The organism is Arthrobacter sp. CMU6, assembly GCF_059090205.1.
Genome location: NZ_JBNHFL010000013.1, coordinates 74,063 through 90,992 on the forward strand (window position 1 = coordinate 74,063; position 16,930 = coordinate 90,992).

Sequence of the window (16,930 nt, forward strand, 5' to 3'; positions counted from 1 at the left end):
ATGTTCCGCCGGCCGCGGTGGACACCCGCCGAATGAACACAACCGAGGAGAGCACGTGACGCCCGAAGCCCGCGACGCAGAACTGACGGCCACCCACGCGCCCGGGGAAACCCAGGCAGCGGTGCCGGCCGCATCCGAGACAACCGGGAAGCCGATTCCCGAAGGACCGACGCCCGGGGAACTGTGGAAGATCACGCTCGGCGAGCTCGACGAGAAGATGGGCGTAAAGATCGTCGAGGAGTCCGTCGAGCGCGTCGTGGCGACCATGCCGGTGGAGGGAAACCGCCAGTCGTTTGGCCTCCTGCACGGCGGCGCCTCCCTGGCCGTGGGCGAGGCCGTGGGCTCATGGGCAGCGGTGATCCATGCCAGCACGCTGGGCAAGACCGCCGTCGGAGTTGACGTCTCCGCCACGCACCACCGGTCCGCCCGGAGCGGCCTCATCACCATCACGGCCACCCCCATCCACCTCGGCGGCACCCTCACCACGCATGAAGTGCTGATCACCAATGACGCCGGGCAGCGGCTGTGCACCCTCCGGATCACCAATCTGCTGCTTGCCCCGCGGGCCTGACGCCCCGGAGCTTCCGCCCGCCCGGCCCCGGATAGGCTGATCTCGTGATCGAGCCTGGCAGCCTGGCCCCCACCCTGATTGCGGTGGGCCTCCTGATGGCGCTGACGGCTGCAGTCCTCAAAGGTTTCCGGGTACCGCACGCCTTCGCGCCGGCAGCTGCCATCCTCCGCGGCGCGGTGCAGCTCGCTGCCGTCAGCCTGGTCCTCGGCGCCGTTATCGCGAGTGCCGAGTGGGTGGCCGTGGCGCTGTTCGTCATGTTCACTGTCGCCGCCGTTACCGCCGCCCGCCGCCTCGCCTGGTCCTGGCAGCACCTTGCCGTTGTGGCCGGCTCGATGGCCGCCGGCATCCTCGCATCGCTGGTCATCGTTTTCGGCACTGGTGCCATCGAGTTCACCTCCCGTTACGCACTGGCGATCGGCGGGATCGTCGTCGGCAATTCCATGGCGATAGCAGGCCTCGCGGGCCGCAGGTTCAACGAGGCAGTGATCGACCGCTGGGACCAGGTAGAGGGCTGGCTCGCCCTGGGCGCCACTCCCCGGCAGGCCACCCGCGAGATGGCCCGCGCCGCCGTGTACTCCGCGCTAATTCCGACGGTGGACCAGACCAAGACGACGGGTCTGGTCACCCTTCCGGGGGCCTTTGTCGGGGCGATTTTCGGCGGGCTTTCACCGCTGGAGGCAGGCCGGTTCCAGATCGTGGTGCTGGCCTCGATCATGGCCGCCGGGTCCGTCACCGCCATCCTGCTCATCAGTCTGCTGTCCCCGGTCCGAGTCAGGCCCGCACCGCTAGCTTAGGCGGCTCCGTTACCGCACCGTGCCGTTGACTTTGCACCGGGCGCTTTATACTCTGGCCGCTCCGGACCAGAGGCAGCGGCGCTGCTGGGCCCTCGTTGTCCGCCTCCCGGCAGGTGCAATCATGAGCACACGTTCCACAAGGGCAGCCGCCGCGCTGGCGGCCGTCCTCCTGGTGGTCCTGCTGGTGGGCTGTGTCTCCACGACGGCCCCGTCGACGCCGTCCACCCACTACTACGTCAGTGCAGCGGGCAGTGACACCAACTCCGGGACCACCCCGGATTCGCCCTGGCAGTCACTGGTGAAGGTCAACGACACCGCCTTCAACCCCGGCGACACCATCAGTTTCCGCAAGGGCGACGAGTGGACCGGCAACATCGTTTTGGACGAAAGCGGAACACCGGCGTCGGCCATCAGACTGGATGGCTACGGCAACGGAAACCTGCCAACGATAACCAGCGGGGAGGGCGGAAACTGCTTCCGGCTGAACGGCAGCTACATCGAGGTGGACGGGCTGCGGGCCGCCGACTGCGGGTATGCGGGCTTCAACGTCTACGGCGACCACGTGGTGGTGAAGAACTCGGAGGCCTCCGACAACACCGCCGGCATCAAAGTGGGCACGGGCTCCGACTTCGGAAAATACTCCAACAATGTCCTCACGGACAACAACATCATGAACGTCAACACGCCGGGCGATCAGTGCGGCACCCCGGAGGCGGCCAACTGCACCGACGATTCTGGCGCTTTCGGCGTGCTGATCAACGGCAACGACAACGAGTTCTCCGGCAACACCGTCACCGGTTCCCCTGCTTCCTCCTATGATTTCAGCCGGGACGGCAGCGCCTTCGAGATCTACAACGGCAGCCGCAACAACATCCACCACAACAGGGCCATCAACAACAACGTGTTTTCCGAGATCGGGCGCTCCGACGGGGCAGCCGACGGAAACGTTTTCCGCTACAACCTGGTCCGGTCCTCGTGCGGCGCAGACTGCGCCGAGTCCGCCGGCCTGACCATCCGCGGCCCGGGCACGCGGTTCGGCCCCACGAACAGCACCACCTTCGAATTCAACACGGTATGGCTCAACGGCAGCCATTCGCGCGGCGTGGTTTGCCACGCATCCTGCCCTTCCTCGACGGTCATCCGCGCCAACATCCTCGTGGCCGAGCGCGAGGCCCTGTGGATGGACGGATCCGGCTGGACGGAACAGTCCAACGTCATCAACGGCCCCAGCAACGTCCCGCTGGACAACAGTTCGACGACGGCTCCGGCAGGGTTCGTCAATCCCCCGGATGATCTCCACCTCACCGGCGGCAGCCCGGCGATAGACCGTGCGGGCAGCAGCCCGTCCGGGGTGGACCTGGATCAGGCTTCCGTGCCGCAAAACGGTCAATGCTCAGGGTCCGGACAGGCCGACGCCGGCGCTTACGAATACAAGCCAGCCAACTGTTAGCGCGGGGTAAGTCAGCCTTGGCCGGGCTGGGTGGTCAGCGCCGGCCGACGCCGGCAGTTCGGTCGGCGTCTTCCGCGCGCCACGCCGCGGGACGATAATCAGGTATCCGCTCTGCACACCAATGGAGGTGGTGGATGTGTCCGTTTACACGTTGGGAATCTGGCTTGTGAAGCCTGGCCACGAGGACGAATTCGTGAAGGCCTGGAAGGACATGGCCGACCGAACCCACAAGGATTATCCGGGAGGGCGGGGCCTGCTAATGCGTGACCGCGATGTCCCCAACCGCTTCATCAGTACCGGGCCCTGGGCGTCACTCGAGCAGGTCGAACAGTGGCGCGCCTCGGCGGCGTTTACCGAGGGCCTCGCGTCGGTCCGCGACATCATCGAGCACTTCGAGCCGCACACCCTGGACGAAGCCGCCACCATCGGCTGAGCCGACCCGGCCCCGTTCCACGGAACCAGTGCACCGCACCGCCGCGGCGCCATCTGTTGTCGCGCCGCCATCGCAACGTGCGGCTAGCGCCTGCTGCGGCGCCGCACCACTATCAGCAACAGGATACCGAGCAGCAGGGCCACTCCCGCCCCCGCACCAGCGACGGCCAGGCCCGAGACCCCCGTGTCGGCGAGCACCAGCGGCGCCCCATCCCTGCCCGGAACAGCAGCGCCGTCCGGAACTCCCGCCCCGTCAGGTCCTGCTGCAGCCGCGGCGGGGCCGCCGGCAGGAAGCACGGCCACCACCGACGGTTCAGGCGCGGGCGTCAGCGCTGCAGGCTCCTCGCCCTGCGCCGCGGCCGGCGGGGACGCTGCCGGGGACCCGTCAGGGCCTGGCGTACCGGCGTCGGCGCCGCCCGGCGCAGGCGGACCGGACTCCGGCACGGTGCTGAAGGTGCTCAACCCCGAGCGGCTGAAACCGTTGATCGCCTGGGCCGTGAACTCCGTGGCGGAGCCGGGCGAGCTGACGGCCCAGTTGCCCGTGGCGTCCACGTCCACGTCGAACGGTTCACTGCCCGGGAAGGTGACCCGGACCTGGGTTCCCGCCGGAACGTCGGTGGCCGGGGCCGAGGCCAGCCGGCCGGTGATCTGCTGACCTGGAACGATCGGACCTGCCGGAAGGGACCCGGCCAGGACCGGCCTGTTCAGGAACAGCCGCAGCTGCACGCCCTGGAGGACTGACATGGAATCCGCAAGGGTCGCGGCAACGGCAAAGTTCTCTGCGGAGCCGGCGGAGTTCCCCGCGGAGTGGGTGCCCACGGCGTAGTTCCCGCTGATCCAGGGTCCGCCGGAATCGCCGCCGCTGGACTGCACGGACGTGGAGAGGAACCCGCTAAAGGATCGCAGGTCGGCAGGGTCCCCCGAGCTGCCGCCCACGATGTAGATCCCCACCTCGTCCACGGTGCCGCATGACCATCCGGCGGTCCGCCCGGAACGGCAGACGGCCTGCCCCACAAAAGGCGACGTCATCCCCACGATCTTCACTGAGCCGGTCCCGAGGCTGGTGGCGTTCTCCCACGTGGTGGTTGCCGGGAGCGGGTCAATGTCCGGGCGGATGGAGCCGATGACCGCGATGTCGTTCCCCGGCGTGCCGGGATTCTCCGGGTCAGTGACCCTCGAGTTCCCGGGCCCGCCGAACTGGCTGAAGCCGAATGTCCCGAGTTCCCCGGTGACCGCGTTTTCAGCCGCGAATCCTCCGGCTGGATCCCCGGCCGGCAGGGTCACCTCGGCGAGCCGGGCGGCGCCGTCATCGGCACAGTGGCCGGCAGTGAGGACCAAAGGCTTCCCGTCGGGGCTGAATGCGCTGAAGCCGGCGGAACAGACCACCCCACCGTCGATCCGGTACCCCTGGCCGCCGAAGAAGTCCTCCTCCGGTGCCAGTGGTTCGCCGGTCTCGAGAACCACGTTGGCGTACTGCCCTACGAATTCCGACGGCGACAGTCGCCCGCCGCTTGCCGCATCCGCCGACGCCGCAGCCTGGTTGGCCGCCGTCCCGGCACCGTCCCCTTGGCCACCGTCCTCGTTTGCTGCCGGCTGAGGCTCCGTTTGGGCCTCGTTTACCCCGCCGGTGCGGATGATGAACCTGCCGTCCGCCTCGGCCACGGCCTGGAGCCCGGCAGGTCCCACCTCGCGGAGGTATGCCTGATAGAGCGCCTCAACGCTCGCCGCACGACGGTCTTTCTCGCTTGACGCGGCCGCCGGACTCTCGGCACTTGATTCCGGGGCAATAGCCGGAGCGGAGCCTTCCGGGGCAACAGTCCCAGAAGGCTCCGCGAGCACAAATTCCTCCCGGGCCCCGGCGTCGGCGGCGTTGAGCGCATCTACCGCCTTGGCGAGGGCGGAACCGGTACCGGTGACCGCGATCTTGCCGCCGTCCAGCCTGACCGTTTCAAAGCCGGGGACCTGGCGGAGTGTGTCCAGGGCGGCGGCCGCCCGCTTTCCCTGCTCCCCTGCCGCATTGAATTCCTCCAGTGTCATGCCCAGATCGCGCGGAACGGCTTCGGCAAGTCCCGCCGCCGGCGCCGGATCTGCCGCCGGGGACGGCACCGCCGGTGAGTCAACCGCGCCGCCGGACTCCGCCGTCGTCGTGCTTTCCAGGACAGCGTAAGCGGGCACTGACGAGAGCGGGGCGCCCAGCGCCACCGCGGCCGCCAGGGCGAGTGCGCGCCGGAGCGCCCGGCCGGATGCGGGAGAAGTCACAGGGCAACCCTAGCGCCGAGGGCGGCCAGTACCGCTTCCAGCTCCGGCTCGGTGACGCCGTTCCGCAGCAGGTATTCCCGCGTCTTGAGCCCCCGGACAAAATCCAGAACTCGGGCGCCGCGGGTCTCCAGGAGCGGGGACAGGGTTTCCTCGTCGAGGTAGCGTTCATGCGGATGCGGCGGCCACATGGTCCGGTGGCGTTCGTTGATGCTGCGCATGGCGGCCTGATAGCTGGCCACGATCTCGGAATCACTGGCGCCTGCAAGGTCTTGGAGCATGGCCGCGATCATGCCGCTGCGGTCCCTGCCGGCCGAGCAGTGGATCACGACACCTGCTGGCGCGGCAGCCACGGCCTTGAACACGGCGGCGAGCCGGTCCGGAAAGAGCCGGGCGTTGGCGGCATAGTGTGCGGGATCGTTCAGGTAGGGGTCGCACAGGGCTTTGAACTCGGGATTTTCCGGATCCTCCGTGGGTGCCAGGACGACGTCAAATGCGGCGAGCGCCTCACCCACCTCCGGATCGCTGGGGCGGCGCTGCCGTTCGCCGGGATTACGAAGGTCAATGATCGTGCGGATCCCGTCGCGGTACGCTTCCTTCCACCCTGCCTCCGTGAGCCATTCCCGCCGCCCCATCCGGTAGACAGAGCCAGCCACAAGCCAGGCGTTCACCGCCCCGTCCCAGCTGATTTGTCCCCTCGCGTTCACGGAGCCAGCTAACCACACCTGCCCCGGCAGCCGCACGGGTTCGCGTACACGTTGCGGCAGATGGCGTGCTGCGCGGTGACAGAACCGCCCGGCCGGGGCGTTGACTGCGGGCGTACCCTTGGGACATGGGCGCCGCACGTCGGCCTGAACGAATATGGGGATTCTGATGACAGCCAAAAAGTCTTTGCGACGCCGGGCCGCCCGCCTTACCGCCGTCCTCGCGGCGTTGGTCCTGGCCGGCCTGACCGGCGCGCCGGCATCCGCCGACCGGTTCGATTCCTATGTTGCGCTGGGCGATTCCTATGCCGCGGGCCAGGGTGCCGGGCCGTACACGGACGCATGCCTGCGGAGCGGCCACAGCTACCCGGAGCTGCTGGACGCAGCGCGCAAGATCAGCCTCACCGGGAATGTGACCTGCAGCGGCGCCACCACAAGGACCGTCCGGACCAACCAGATCCCCTCGCTGAGCAAGAAGGTGGACCTGGTGACCGTCACTGCCGGAGGCAACGACCTCGACTCCATCGGCGCGCTGGTGGTCTGTGCGCAGGACTCCGGTTCGGCGTGCGCTGCTGCCCTGGCGCAGCGGGCCGCGATCCTGCAGACCGCCCTGAAAACCCCCGAGGCGAGCCCGTTCTTCCAGGACCTTCTGGCCATGCTGAATGACGTTAAGGCGAAGGCACCGCGTGCTGACATCTACGTGACCGGGTACCCGCTGCTGTTCGAGCCCGGCGCAGGCCCGGCGGCTGACCCGGTGAACGGGCTGACGCAGCAGCTGAACGCAGTCATCGCCAACGCCGCCCGCGCAGCCGACGGCGGCCGCTCGAAGGTTCACTACGTGGACGTATCGCGGGCGTTTGCCGGCCACGGAATCGGATCGCAGCAGCCGTGGATCGTGGGGCTTTCGCCGCTCTGCGCTGCCACCGCCACCTGCGGCACCCAGACCGCCGACATTTTCCATCCGACGGCTGACGGCTACGCCAAGGGGTACGCCGCCTCCATCAGGACGGCGCTCGACTAGTCGTGTGCCCGGCGGCCTGCGTGGCTAGGCTGGTGTCATGATCACAGTCTCGGGCACTGTCACTTCATCCCTGCCGGCGCGGACTGCGTTCGCTTACCTGTCCGCCTTCGAACACACCAGCGAGTGGGACCCGGGCACGGCGGTCATGGACAAGCTGACCGAGGGCCCTGTCGCCGTCGGCCACCGCTACCACGCGGAGGCACTGTTCCGGGACAAGCGCCAGCCCATCGAGTACGAGGTCATCGAACTGTTCGACAACCACATCAAGCTCCGGGGCGAACACCGGAACCTCGTGGCTTTTGACTCGATCGACGTGCGGTCGCTCCCCTCGGGTTCCGAGGTCCTGTACACGGCCCAGTTCAGCATCAACTGGCCCTACAAGCTGCTGCAGCCGTTCCTCAAGCCGCAGTTCACGCAGCTCCGCGACCCGGCCCTGAACGGGCTCCGGCAGAAACTCGAATCGCTCTAGGCGCGCCGGCCGCAATCCAGCACAGGAGGACCCCATGAGCAGCCAGAACCCCGACCCTCTTGAAGACAACATCACCGGGCTGGAGCCAGGCGGCGGAGTGCCGCCGGGCGAAACACCGCCCGCTGAAGCCTCCACCGGTGGGCCACAGGGGCACGACGAGGGAGGACCGCCGCGTGGAACCCAAGTGGCTGTGCTGGTGGCTCTCGGCATTGTGGTGCTGCTGTGTCTGCTGTTCTTCGTCGGCTACATTGTCGGGTTGCTCTAGGGCCCACCGGCCTTCAGGCGCGCCCGCCCGGGTCAGCTGCACCCATTCGTACGGCGGCGGGCAGCGGGTGACGGCGGCGGTTCAGTCCGTCCAGTCGAAGAAGCCCTTGCCGGTCTTGCGGCCCAGTTCTCCGCGTGCCACCTTGTCCCGGAGAATCTGTGGCGGCGCGAAGCGCTCCCCCAGCGTCGAGTGCAGGTATTCGGCGATGCCCAGGCGGACGTCCAGGCCCACAATGTCGGTGGTCTTCAGCGGCCCGGTGGGGTGCTTGTAGCCCAGCACCATGGCGGCGTCGATGTCCTCCGCGGAGGCCACGCCCTCCTCCACCATGCGCATCGCCTCCAGCGCAATCGCCACGCCCAGCCGCGAGGACGCGAACCCCGGGGCATCATTGACGACGACGGCGGTCTTGCCCAGCGCTTCCGTCCAGCCTTTGGCTTGGGCCGCCAGCTCGGGTGACGTCTCCTTGGCCACCACCACCTCGATCAGGGTGGAGGCGGGCACGGGGTTGAAGAAGTGCAGCCCCACGAAGCTGGCCGGCCGCTGCAGCTGGGCGGCGAGATCGGTGACCGAGAGCGACGACGTGTTCGAGGCCAGGAACGCGCCGGGCGCCAGCTGTTCCTCCACCGCCTTCAGGGCGCTGACCTTGAGCTCGAAATCCTCCGGAACCGCCTCCACCACGAGACCGCAGCCGGCGAAGGCCGAGTAATCGGTGGACGTGCTGAACCGCGCCAGAACTTCCTCCGGGGCTCCGTCCAGGGCGCCGCGGGAAGCGGACTTGGCCACGGCATCGGTGACCCGGGTGCGCGCGCCTGCGGCAGCATCGTCGTCGCGCTCCACCACCACCACGGTGGCGCCCTTGATGAGGAAGGCGTGGGCGATTCCTGCGCCCATCCGGCCGCCGCCGAGGACTCCGATGTGCTGGGGAATGGCGGTCATGACTTCGTCCCGTCTGTTTTCTTCTTGTCGTTTTTCTTATCGAGGAATGCCTGCATCCGGTCGAACTTGGCCTGCGACTCGAACAGGATCCCCTGCGCCAGCTGGTCGATCAGCGGGTGCGCCCCGGCCGGCGCGTGGAACACGGATTTGGTGATCCGGACGGCCAGCGGGTCCTGCCGGGCGATGCGGTCAGCCAGCCGGTGGGCAGCGTCCATGAGATCGGCGGCTTCGTGGAGCTCGGTGACGAGATTGACGCTGAGGGCCTCCTCAGCCTTCAGTACCCGGCCGGCCAGCAGGATCTCCTTGGCCAAGGGCTCCCCCACCAGTTCCTTCAGCCGCCAGCTGGCACCGGCAGCCGCCAGAATTCCCAGTCCCGTTTCCGGATTGCCGATCCGCACGGCCGGGGTACCTATCCGGAAGTCGGCGGCGTAGGCCAGTTCGGCGCCGCCGCCCAGACAGTATCCGTCCAGCGCTGCGATCACCGGCATGGGCAGCTTGGCGATGCGCACAAAGATGGTGGAGTTGATGCCCTGGAGGGCGTCATCGCGGCGCCGCTCCCGCAGCTGGGCGATATCCGCGCCCGAGGCAAACACGCCCTCGGTACCGGCGATGATCAGGATTTTGGGATTCTTCTCCAGCTCGGCGCACACCGCGTGGAGCTCGTCCACCATCTGCTGGTCGATGGCGTTGCGGACATCCGGGCGGTTGAGGAGCACCACCACCCGGTCCTCGCGCTCTTCGACCAGGAGGGTGCTGAAATCCCGGGTGCTCAAGTGTCCGTTCGCGTTGTCCTGGCCCGGCACTACATGCGCTCCAGCAGCATGGCCGTGCCCTGGCCCACGCCGATACACATGGTGGCCAGGCCGATCCGCGCGTCTTCACGCTCCATCCGGCCCAGCAGGGTGATGGCGATCCGGGAGCCGCTGGAACCCAGCGGGTGCCCCAGAGCGATCGCGCCGCCGTCGTTGTTCACAATGTCCGGGTCCAGCCCAAGACGCCGCACGCTGGCCAGCGACTGGGTGGCAAACGCCTCATTAAGTTCGACGGCGCCCAGGTCACCGACGCTGAGCCCGCTCCGCTTGAGCACCTTCTGGGTTGCCGGAACCGGGCCGATGCCCATGATTTCCGGCTCACAGCCCGCGGAGGCGCCGTCGATGATGCGGGCGCGGGGCGTGAGGCCGAGCCGCTGGACGGCAGCATCGGAGGCCACGATGATGGCGGACGCGCCGTCATTGAGGGAGGACGAGTTGCCGGCGGTGACAACCGAGCCGCCGGGAACCACGGGACGGAGACCGGACAGAACGTCCATGGAGGTTCCTGGCCGCGGACCCTCATCGGTGTCCACCACTGTCTCGGATTTCCGGGTTTTGACGGTTACCGGGACGATCTCGTCCTTGAACCTGCCCGCCTCGATGGCCGCCAGTGCCTTTTCGTGGGAGCGGACGGCGAAGGCGTCGGCGTCCTCGCGGGAGATGTTGTCCACGCGGCCCACTTCCTCGGCGGTTTCCGGCATGGAGAAGGTCATCTTGCCGCCGCGCGACAGCTCGCCCTTTGTGAACAGCGGGTTCACGAACCGCCAGCCGATGGAGGTGTCGAAGATGTCCCCAGGCTTCGCGAAGGCCGTCTGCGGCTTCTCCTGGACCCAGGGCGCGCGGCTCATGGATTCCACGCCGCCGGCCACCACGATGTCCGCGGCACCGGACTTGATCATCTGGCTGGCCATGATGATGGCGCTCAGGCCCGAGGAGCAGAGCCGGTTCACGGTGATGCCCGGGATGTGCAGCGGGAGGCCGGCCAGGATGGTGGCCATGCGCGCCACGTTGCGGTTCTCCTCGCCGGCGCCGTTGGCGTTGCCGAGAATGACCTCGTCGATGGCGTCCGGATCCACGCCCGCCCGGGCCACGGCCTCGCGGACCACCAGGGCGGCCAGATCATCGGGCCGGACCGCCGAGAGCGCCCCGCCGTAACGTCCTACCGGGGTGCGGGCACCGCCAACCAGAAAAGCCTCGACCATGAGAACATCCTTTTCGCAGAAGCTGGGCCGGAACATGAATAAATTACCGACCGTTCGTTCTATAAAGATTACACGGTGAGAGCAACCGGTCAACGGGACTGGAGTTTTAGTCCGCTTGTCGCGAGTTAACGTGGCTCCAAGTCGTGACAAGTGGACAAAAACTCCAACGCCCCGGCGCGTCAGGCGACGACGACGCCGAGGTGGGCCGCCAGGAGCGGGGCCAGGAGCCCCAGCTGGTACTCGTCGATCACCACGCCGGCAAGGCTGCCCAGGCCGCTGACGCTCCGGAAGTCCGAGCCGCGCAGGTCGAAGTCCTTCAGCTTGGCGCCGGCAAGGTCCAGGCTTCCGATGGTGCAGTTTTTCAGCGCCACCCGGGCCGCGGTGGCTGAGCCGAGGTCCAGTTCGCTGATGATGCAGTCGCTGATCTGCACGTCCGCCAGTCGCGATCCCCGGAGATTCAGGTAGTCGATCTTGCCGCCGTCGATCCGCACCGACTGCCAGCCTCCCTCGTACAGCTCCGCCGACCCCCACCGCGGGTTGCTGAAGATGACGTCGTGCATCGTGGACCGGGCGGCGTTCAGGACGGGGGCAAAGGCCTCCTCCACGACGCAGTCCCGGAAGGTGGCGCCCCGCAACTGGGCTTCATTGAAGGAGACGCCGGCGAATTCGCATTCGGCGAACGTGATGCCGCTCAGCTCCAGCCCGTCGGCGGCCGCGCGGCTGTACCGCATTCCGTCATAGCGCTCGGCGCGCCTGAAGTCCGGCGCGGCGTCCTCCCGCAGGCCTTCCAGCCGGACCGGCGCCAGCCTCGGCGGCGTGACCTTCGAGGCCACACCCTGCCGGGGTTTGCCCGCAGACCTTCCCGCCACTACAGCTGCTCCGCTTTCGCGGCAATTTCGGCGAGATCCTTCGCGAGGGCCTTCCGCGTCATGTTCATGCCCATCCGCCCGAACACGGCAAGCATCAGCCGGCTGAACACGGTGGGCCTGAGGACCTCCGCGCCGAAGGTCAGGGTCAGGTCGGTGCCGCCGCCCCGCTCCTCCAGCGTGAACCGGGACGTGTAGTCCGCTCCGCCCTGCAGCGCCTGGACGGTGGTGCTGCGCGGCGGATCCGCCTGGGACACCCACATTTCCACGGTCTCGCGCCGGCCCATCATGGACCGCGTCTCCTTCCAGCGGGTACCTTCGCCGTACGGCCCATCACTGACCATCTGGATGGACTCGATACCGGAAAGCGTGGCGGCCGACCCCGGAATATCCGAGATCACCCGCCAGACTTTCTCCGGACTGGCATTGACGTGCTGACTCAGGCTGATGCTGTGATCCATTCCTCGAGCCTATCGGCGGGGCCGACATTTTGGGCGCGCCCCCTCAACCGCGGACCCGAAGGAAATCCGGAACACGGCTTGAAATAGTAAGCATGCTTCGTGTTAGGCTGAAATGGCTTCGTCAGATCAACCGGCAACCGAAAGGTGGTTCCCCTCATGGGTATCGGAGACAAGATCCAGAACGCTGCAGAGGACTTCGGCGGCAAGGCGAAGGAAGCGGCGGGCAACGCAACGGACAATGACCGCCTCAAGGCAGAGGGCCAGAAGGACCAGGTCGTCGCCGACGCCAAGAAGGTCGGCGAAGGTGTCAAGGACGACTTGAAGCGGGATTAGCAGACCATCCCCAAAACGGTGACGCCGGACTCCCTTGGGGGGAGCCCGGCGTCGCCGTTTTTTGTGCCCAATAGTGTCCGTTCGCGCTAATCTCAGGGCCACAAGTGTCCGTTCGCGCTCAACTGCGGGAACGCCGACGGCGGGCGCCTCCGGAAAAGGAGGGCCCGCCGTCGTGATCAGAATAGAAAGCTAGCTGAAGAGCTCGCTCTTCGGCTCGTTGTTCTTGACCTTCTGCCAGCCCAGCCACAGCACCACGGCGAAGAACGGGATGCTGGCCAGCGTCCAGAGGCCCAGCAGGTAGACCTCGCCGGTGGCCTTGTCAGTCATGGTGTCGAAGCCGATCAGCACGGTGATGGCCAGCAGGGCAATGAGTCCGGCCCAGCTGGTCCACGGCGAACCCGGCATCGGCAGGCTGGAGATGCTGCCCTTCTTCTTACGCAGCGCGATCTGGCTGGCAAAGATGGAGCCCCAGGTGAAGATGACGCCGATGGAGGCGGTGTTCAGCGCGAGGTCGAACGCGTGCGAGCCGCCCAGCCAGATGTTCAGCAGGATGCCCACGAGGTACACCGCGGCGATGGCCAGGATGGCGGCGTACGGCACGTGGCGGCTGGACATCTTGGTCAGCCACTGCGGGGCGTGGCCGTTGTTGGCCATGGTGCGGAAGATCCGGCCGATCGAGTACAGGCCCGAGTTGCAGGAGGACAGCGCGGCGGTGATGACGATCATGTTCATGACGTCGCCCATCCACGGCAGGCCCATCTGCCCGAAGACGGTGACGAACGGCGAGGTGCCGGCCTTGTACTGGTCGGAGGGCAGCAGCATGGCCAGCAGCGTCACGGAACCGACGTAGAACACCACGATGCGGACCACGACGGCGCGGATCGCCTTGGGCACTTCGCGTTCCGGGTTTTCCATCTCACCGGCGGTGATGCCCACGAGTTCGATGGCGTTGTAGGCGAAGATGACGGCGTTGAGCACCAGGATCATCACCAGGGCGCCCTTGGGGAACATGCCGCCGTCGCCGGCGAAGAGGTTAACCGGCGACGCGTGGCCGGCGCCCACCTTGGCGTTCGTGACCACCATGAACGTGCCCACGGCCAGGAAGATCACGATGGCGCCCACCTTGAGGCAGGACGCCCAGAACTCGAATTCGCCGAACGCCTTGACGCTGAGCAGGTTCACGGCCACCAGCAGCACCAGCGCTGCGATCGCGGAGAGTTCCACGGGGACGTTGGGGAAGAAGAACTGGAAGTACAGGCCGATCGCGATCAGTTCCGCGATGCCGGTCATGGCCCAGTTGATGAAGTACATCCACCCTGACAGGTAAGCGCCCTTCTTGCCGAACAGCTCGCCCGCGTAGCTCACGAAGGAGCCTGACGTCTGGCGGTACATGATGAGCTCGCCGAGGGCGCGCATCAGCAGGTAGGCGATGACGCCGGCGATGGCGTAGGAGAAGATTAGCGCGGGGCCGGTGGAGGCCAGCCGGCCGCCTGCTCCCATGAAGAGGCCGACGCCGATCGCGCCGCCCATCGCGATCATCGTGACGTGGCGCCTGCTCAGGGTCTTCTTGTAGCCCTCGGCGCTGAGGGTCGAGTCGACGGCGGCGGGTGGAGCCGTCGGGCTCATAAGTTCTGTGGGGGTACTTTGAGGCACAACTTTTCCTTGTAGGTCGGGGGGTTGCCTTGGATGGGCACTGCCGGTTCCGGAACCTGGAGTTTTTGCACAGGTAATTCGACTTATGACCCCTTATGAGGACCGTATGTGCACAAAACTCGTGGAGCACCGAAGGTTCGCACGGCCCATCCATCGTACAAGATTTCCGGACTCCTCCGTGACGCGGGCAACATTCCGCAGGTCGGGCCCGGTTTTGCCGCTGGATTCACGACGTCCCCAAGCCGCGTAGCGAAACAGTAACTCGAATGGACAAAAAGCTCCCTCTGGTGCCCGGTTTGGGGCTACTCTGAGCACCATGGCCGGGGATCCGTTCCCGGCCATGGCATCCGCACCGTCTCATGCGGAGGCCGGCACTCGCGCCATTTTTCAGGGGGGACTATGAGAAAGAGAGCACTACTGCTGCCTGCGGCCTTGCTCCTGGCAGCCTCGGGGTGTTCCGGCGGGGGCTCAGACCCTGCCGGACCCAGCCCCAGCGCTTCACCATCGGCAACCAGTACGACGGCGGTGTCCCAGCCGCCGTCGGAATCCTCACCACCCACTACGGCCCCTTCCCTGCCCACCGATGTGTCCACCTCACTGAACGCGATCGACGCCCTGCAGGAGCACACCTGCGCGGCCGGTCCGGACGGCCAGTGGACGTTCAAGGGAACCCTGGTCAACTCGTCGGACAAAGCCAAGAAGTACACCGTGGCCATCGCGGTCACCGTCGGCGCGGCTGTCCAGGGCCACACCCTGATCACGGAAACGGTCCAGGCAGGGAAATCGGCTGAAGTGTCTGCGGAGAACTTCGCCAAAACCACGGGCCAGACCGGCACGTGCGAACCGGTCGTGTCGGTGGAGGATGCTTCGTGAAAAAACCACTACTCGCGGCTGCCCTGCTCCTGAGCCTGGCGGCCGGACCACTCGCGTCCTCTCCTGCCCTCGCCGTCGGCTCCACTGCCGCCATGCCGTCTTCCCAGACAACAGAGGTGATCGGCGCGGCGCCGGACGAGGCCTCGCCGACACCAACCGACACTGCAGGAACCAGCCCCCAGGAACCGCTGCCTTCGGAGTCAGTGTCGCCGTCGCCCTCCGGCACGACTTCGGCAAGACCGTCCCCTGAAACTACGCCGCCTGACACCGCATCGCCGGCAGTTACCCCGGCGCCTTCGACTACCCCGCCCCCGCCCGTGACTGCTCCACCGGAAGCTCCGGCACCTATCGCAGTCCCGGGCGCGATCGGCACAAAATGGCGGGCTATGAAGGGAGCGACAGGGGTTCTGGGCGCGCCCCGTACAAGCCAGTTCTGTGGTGGCGGTCTTTGCCACCAGATTTTCAAAGGCGGGAACATTTACTGGACGTCAAAAACCGGCGCCCATCCGGTCCTGCGCAGCTCCGGCCACACCGGCCCCGCCTGGTACGCTGGCGGAACCCTCCCAACCTTCGGGTACCCAATCACTGACGAGGTAGCGGCACCGGGCGGAACCATCCAGCGTTTTGCCACCGGGCGGATCTTGGCATGGATCCCGAAGGGCGTGTACCAAGTCCGGAGCACAGCCGGTGTAGGCCGTTACTGGGTTGCCATCGGTGCTGAGAACGGTCTAGGCATCCCCATTCACAAGGAATTCTGCGGGTTGAAGGGCGGCGGGTGCGCCCAAGCTTTCGCCAAGGGCAACATCTACTGGTCACCAGCCACCGGCGCGCGCATCGTCAAGGGAGCCATCAACCAGCGGTGGCGCGCCTGGGCGGGCCACAAGGGCGTTCTAGGCTACCCGGTCGCCAACCAAGTCTGTGGCCAGCCGGCTAGCGGCTGCGTCCAGCGCTTCCAAGGCGGAACGATCTACTGGTCTCCTGCGACCGGAGCCTGGGTTTCACGCGGCGCCATCGGCAGCAAGTACGCCGGTATGGGTGCCAACCGGAGCTCGCTGGGCTATCCCACAGCAAACGTCCGCTGCGTTGGTTCGCAGTGCGTGCAGTCCTTCCAGCGCGGTTTCATCGGCTGGACCAGCACAGCAGGTGCCCGCGTCTACGCCATGACGGAGTGCTCTAAGCTCAACAATGGGCGGACCAAATACTCGACATACGGCGCCAACCGGGTGCTTCTGACCTTCACCCAAAAGTACGGCCAGTCGTATGCCACCAACGTCTACTGCGTCCGGATGGCCGGAACCTACGTCCAGGACTGGCGGACCGACGGCTATGTGGGCGCCTCCGGCTTCAAGGCTCCGGGCGTCCCCTCCGGCCCCACCCGCTACCTGTACTCGCCCACGGGCTCGTACTCGGTGACGGAGGCCTTCGGCCTGGGGAACCCGGGAACGGCGCTCCCCTACCGCACGCTGAACCCCCGCTCCCGCTGGGGCGGCAACCCATGGACCGCGACGTACAACAAGTACTTCGAGTCCTCATCGTGGGTGGGCTGGGACGAGAACATGTGGTACTTCGCCACCCGCGCCACGCATGACTACCGCCAGGGCGTGGTGATCAACTACAACCGTCCCAACATCGTGCAGGACGCCGGCTTCGCCATCTTCCTGCACATGAACAAGGTCCCGACGGCGGGCTGCATCTCGCTGGATGACTGGGCCGTGGTGGACTACATCAGGAAGTCCAGGCCCGGCGACCGGATCATCATGGGGACCTACAGCGCCCTGTTCCGGTAGCTTCCCCGCTCCCCGCTACCGCCTGCGGCATTCCACCCAGGCGGT

The 16,930-nt window shown here is 66.9% G+C and carries 18 protein-coding genes; 10 read left to right on the forward strand and 8 right to left on the reverse strand.

Annotated features, from left to right (window positions below):
- The first annotated feature begins 217 nt into the window (after positions 1-217).
- From AC5RWD_RS11105 to AC5RWD_RS11120, 4 genes are all read left to right on the forward strand, one after another.
- Complete coding sequence (locus AC5RWD_RS11105) at positions 218-571, forward strand: PaaI family thioesterase (protein ID WP_494020105.1); 354 nt, start codon at positions 218-220, stop codon at positions 569-571.
- A 44-nt stretch (positions 572-615) separates the two neighbouring features.
- Complete coding sequence (locus tag AC5RWD_RS11110) at positions 616-1,365, forward strand: ABC transporter permease (RefSeq protein WP_494020053.1); 750 nt, start codon at positions 616-618, stop codon at positions 1,363-1,365.
- Positions 1,366-1,486: 121 nt separating this feature from the next.
- The gene (locus AC5RWD_RS11115; protein WP_494020054.1) at positions 1,487-2,815 is read left to right on the forward strand and encodes a choice-of-anchor Q domain-containing protein; all 1,329 of its coding nucleotides are present in this window, start codon (positions 1,487-1,489) and stop codon (positions 2,813-2,815) included.
- Between the two features lie 136 nt (positions 2,816-2,951).
- Positions 2,952-3,248 carry an antibiotic biosynthesis monooxygenase family protein gene (locus AC5RWD_RS11120; protein WP_494020055.1) on the forward strand — a complete coding sequence of 99 codons (297 nt, stop codon included), beginning with the start codon at positions 2,952-2,954 and terminating at the stop codon, positions 3,246-3,248.
- 83 nt (positions 3,249-3,331) lie between these two features.
- Here AC5RWD_RS11120 and AC5RWD_RS11125 read toward each other — a convergent pair whose 3' ends face one another.
- Positions 3,332-5,506: a S1 family peptidase gene (locus AC5RWD_RS11125; protein WP_494020056.1), complete on the reverse strand. Its 2,175-nt coding sequence runs from the start codon at positions 5,504-5,506 to the stop codon at positions 3,332-3,334.
- Positions 5,503-6,210: a tyrosine-protein phosphatase gene (locus tag AC5RWD_RS11130; protein ID WP_494020057.1), complete on the reverse strand. Its 708-nt coding sequence runs from the start codon at positions 6,208-6,210 to the stop codon at positions 5,503-5,505. Before AC5RWD_RS11130 ends, AC5RWD_RS11125 begins: the two co-directional genes overlap by 4 nt.
- A gap of 166 nt (positions 6,211-6,376) precedes the next feature.
- Here AC5RWD_RS11130 and AC5RWD_RS11135 point away from each other — a divergent pair, with 166 nt between their 5' ends.
- From AC5RWD_RS11135 to AC5RWD_RS11145, 3 genes are read left to right on the forward strand one after another with little or no spacing between them, the layout of a single operon-like run.
- Positions 6,377-7,228: an SGNH/GDSL hydrolase family protein gene (locus AC5RWD_RS11135; protein ID WP_494020058.1), complete on the forward strand. Its 852-nt coding sequence runs from the start codon at positions 6,377-6,379 to the stop codon at positions 7,226-7,228.
- A 37-nt stretch (positions 7,229-7,265) separates the two neighbouring features.
- Complete coding sequence (locus tag AC5RWD_RS11140) at positions 7,266-7,697, forward strand: SRPBCC family protein (RefSeq protein ID WP_494020059.1); 432 nt, start codon at positions 7,266-7,268, stop codon at positions 7,695-7,697.
- Positions 7,698-7,731: 34 nt separating this feature from the next.
- Complete coding sequence (locus tag AC5RWD_RS11145) at positions 7,732-7,962, forward strand: DUF6480 family protein (protein ID WP_494020060.1); 231 nt, start codon at positions 7,732-7,734, stop codon at positions 7,960-7,962.
- An 81-nt stretch (positions 7,963-8,043) separates the two neighbouring features.
- Here the strand turns inward: AC5RWD_RS11145 and AC5RWD_RS11150 are convergent, their stop codons facing one another.
- The 5 genes from AC5RWD_RS11150 to AC5RWD_RS11170 form a co-directional block, all read right to left on the reverse strand.
- Complete coding sequence (locus AC5RWD_RS11150; protein ID WP_494020061.1) at positions 8,044-8,898, reverse strand: 3-hydroxyacyl-CoA dehydrogenase family protein; 855 nt, start codon at positions 8,896-8,898, stop codon at positions 8,044-8,046.
- On the reverse strand, positions 8,895-9,671 hold the full coding sequence (locus tag AC5RWD_RS11155) for an enoyl-CoA hydratase/isomerase family protein (protein ID WP_494020062.1): 777 nt from the start codon (positions 9,669-9,671) through the stop codon (positions 8,895-8,897). Before AC5RWD_RS11155 ends, AC5RWD_RS11150 begins: the two co-directional genes overlap by 4 nt.
- Before the next feature lie 29 nt (positions 9,672-9,700).
- Positions 9,701-10,912: a thiolase family protein gene (locus AC5RWD_RS11160; RefSeq protein WP_494020063.1), complete on the reverse strand. Its 1,212-nt coding sequence runs from the start codon at positions 10,910-10,912 to the stop codon at positions 9,701-9,703.
- A 179-nt stretch (positions 10,913-11,091) separates the two neighbouring features.
- Complete coding sequence (locus AC5RWD_RS11165) at positions 11,092-11,781, reverse strand: pentapeptide repeat-containing protein (RefSeq protein ID WP_494020064.1); 690 nt, start codon at positions 11,779-11,781, stop codon at positions 11,092-11,094.
- Complete coding sequence (locus tag AC5RWD_RS11170) at positions 11,781-12,239, reverse strand: SRPBCC family protein (RefSeq protein ID WP_494020065.1); 459 nt, start codon at positions 12,237-12,239, stop codon at positions 11,781-11,783. Before AC5RWD_RS11170 ends, AC5RWD_RS11165 begins: the two co-directional genes overlap by 1 nt.
- Before the next feature lie 156 nt (positions 12,240-12,395).
- On the opposite strand from AC5RWD_RS11170, the gene AC5RWD_RS11175 reads away from it, so the two are divergent.
- Positions 12,396-12,572 (forward strand): CsbD family protein, encoded by a 177-nt coding sequence (locus AC5RWD_RS11175; RefSeq protein ID WP_494020066.1) that lies wholly within the window; start codon positions 12,396-12,398, stop codon positions 12,570-12,572.
- A 189-nt stretch (positions 12,573-12,761) separates the two neighbouring features.
- Here the strand turns inward: AC5RWD_RS11175 and AC5RWD_RS11180 are convergent, their stop codons facing one another.
- Positions 12,762-14,225: an amino acid permease gene (locus AC5RWD_RS11180; protein WP_494020067.1), complete on the reverse strand. Its 1,464-nt coding sequence runs from the start codon at positions 14,223-14,225 to the stop codon at positions 12,762-12,764.
- A 399-nt stretch (positions 14,226-14,624) separates the two neighbouring features.
- Here AC5RWD_RS11180 and AC5RWD_RS11185 point away from each other — a divergent pair, with 399 nt between their 5' ends.
- Together AC5RWD_RS11185 and AC5RWD_RS11190 are read left to right on the forward strand one after the other, a co-directional pair.
- Positions 14,625-15,098 carry a hypothetical protein gene (locus AC5RWD_RS11185; protein WP_494020068.1) on the forward strand — a complete coding sequence of 158 codons (474 nt, stop codon included), beginning with the start codon at positions 14,625-14,627 and terminating at the stop codon, positions 15,096-15,098.
- Positions 15,099-15,484: 386 nt separating this feature from the next.
- A complete protein-coding gene (locus AC5RWD_RS11190; RefSeq protein WP_494020069.1) occupies positions 15,485-16,885 on the forward strand; it encodes a hypothetical protein in 1,401 nt (466 codons plus the stop codon).
- Positions 16,886-16,930: the final 45 nt, after the last annotated feature.

Coding starts and splice junctions, on each gene's coding strand:
- AC5RWD_RS11105 (WP_494020105.1), top strand. CDS start 218: ATGGGCGTAAAGATCGTCGAGGAGTCCGTCGAGCGCGTCGTGGCGACC.
- AC5RWD_RS11115 (WP_494020054.1), top strand. CDS start 1,487: ATGAGCACACGTTCCACAAGGGCAGCCGCCGCGCTGGCGGCCGTCCTC.
- AC5RWD_RS11135 (WP_494020058.1), top strand. CDS start 6,377: ATGACAGCCAAAAAGTCTTTGCGACGCCGGGCCGCCCGCCTTACCGCC.
- AC5RWD_RS11140 (WP_494020059.1), top strand. CDS start 7,266: ATGATCACAGTCTCGGGCACTGTCACTTCATCCCTGCCGGCGCGGACT.
- AC5RWD_RS11145 (WP_494020060.1), top strand. CDS start 7,732: ATGAGCAGCCAGAACCCCGACCCTCTTGAAGACAACATCACCGGGCTG.
- AC5RWD_RS11150 (WP_494020061.1), bottom strand. CDS start 8,898: ATGACCGCCATTCCCCAGCACATCGGAGTCCTCGGCGGCGGCCGGATG.
- AC5RWD_RS11160 (WP_494020063.1), bottom strand. CDS start 10,912: ATGGTCGAGGCTTTTCTGGTTGGCGGTGCCCGCACCCCGGTAGGACGT.
- AC5RWD_RS11170 (WP_494020065.1), bottom strand. CDS start 12,239: ATGGATCACAGCATCAGCCTGAGTCAGCACGTCAATGCCAGTCCGGAG.
- AC5RWD_RS11175 (WP_494020066.1), top strand. CDS start 12,396: ATGGGTATCGGAGACAAGATCCAGAACGCTGCAGAGGACTTCGGCGGC.
- AC5RWD_RS11185 (WP_494020068.1), top strand. CDS start 14,625: ATGAGAAAGAGAGCACTACTGCTGCCTGCGGCCTTGCTCCTGGCAGCC.
- AC5RWD_RS11190 (WP_494020069.1), top strand. CDS start 15,485: ATGAAGGGAGCGACAGGGGTTCTGGGCGCGCCCCGTACAAGCCAGTTC.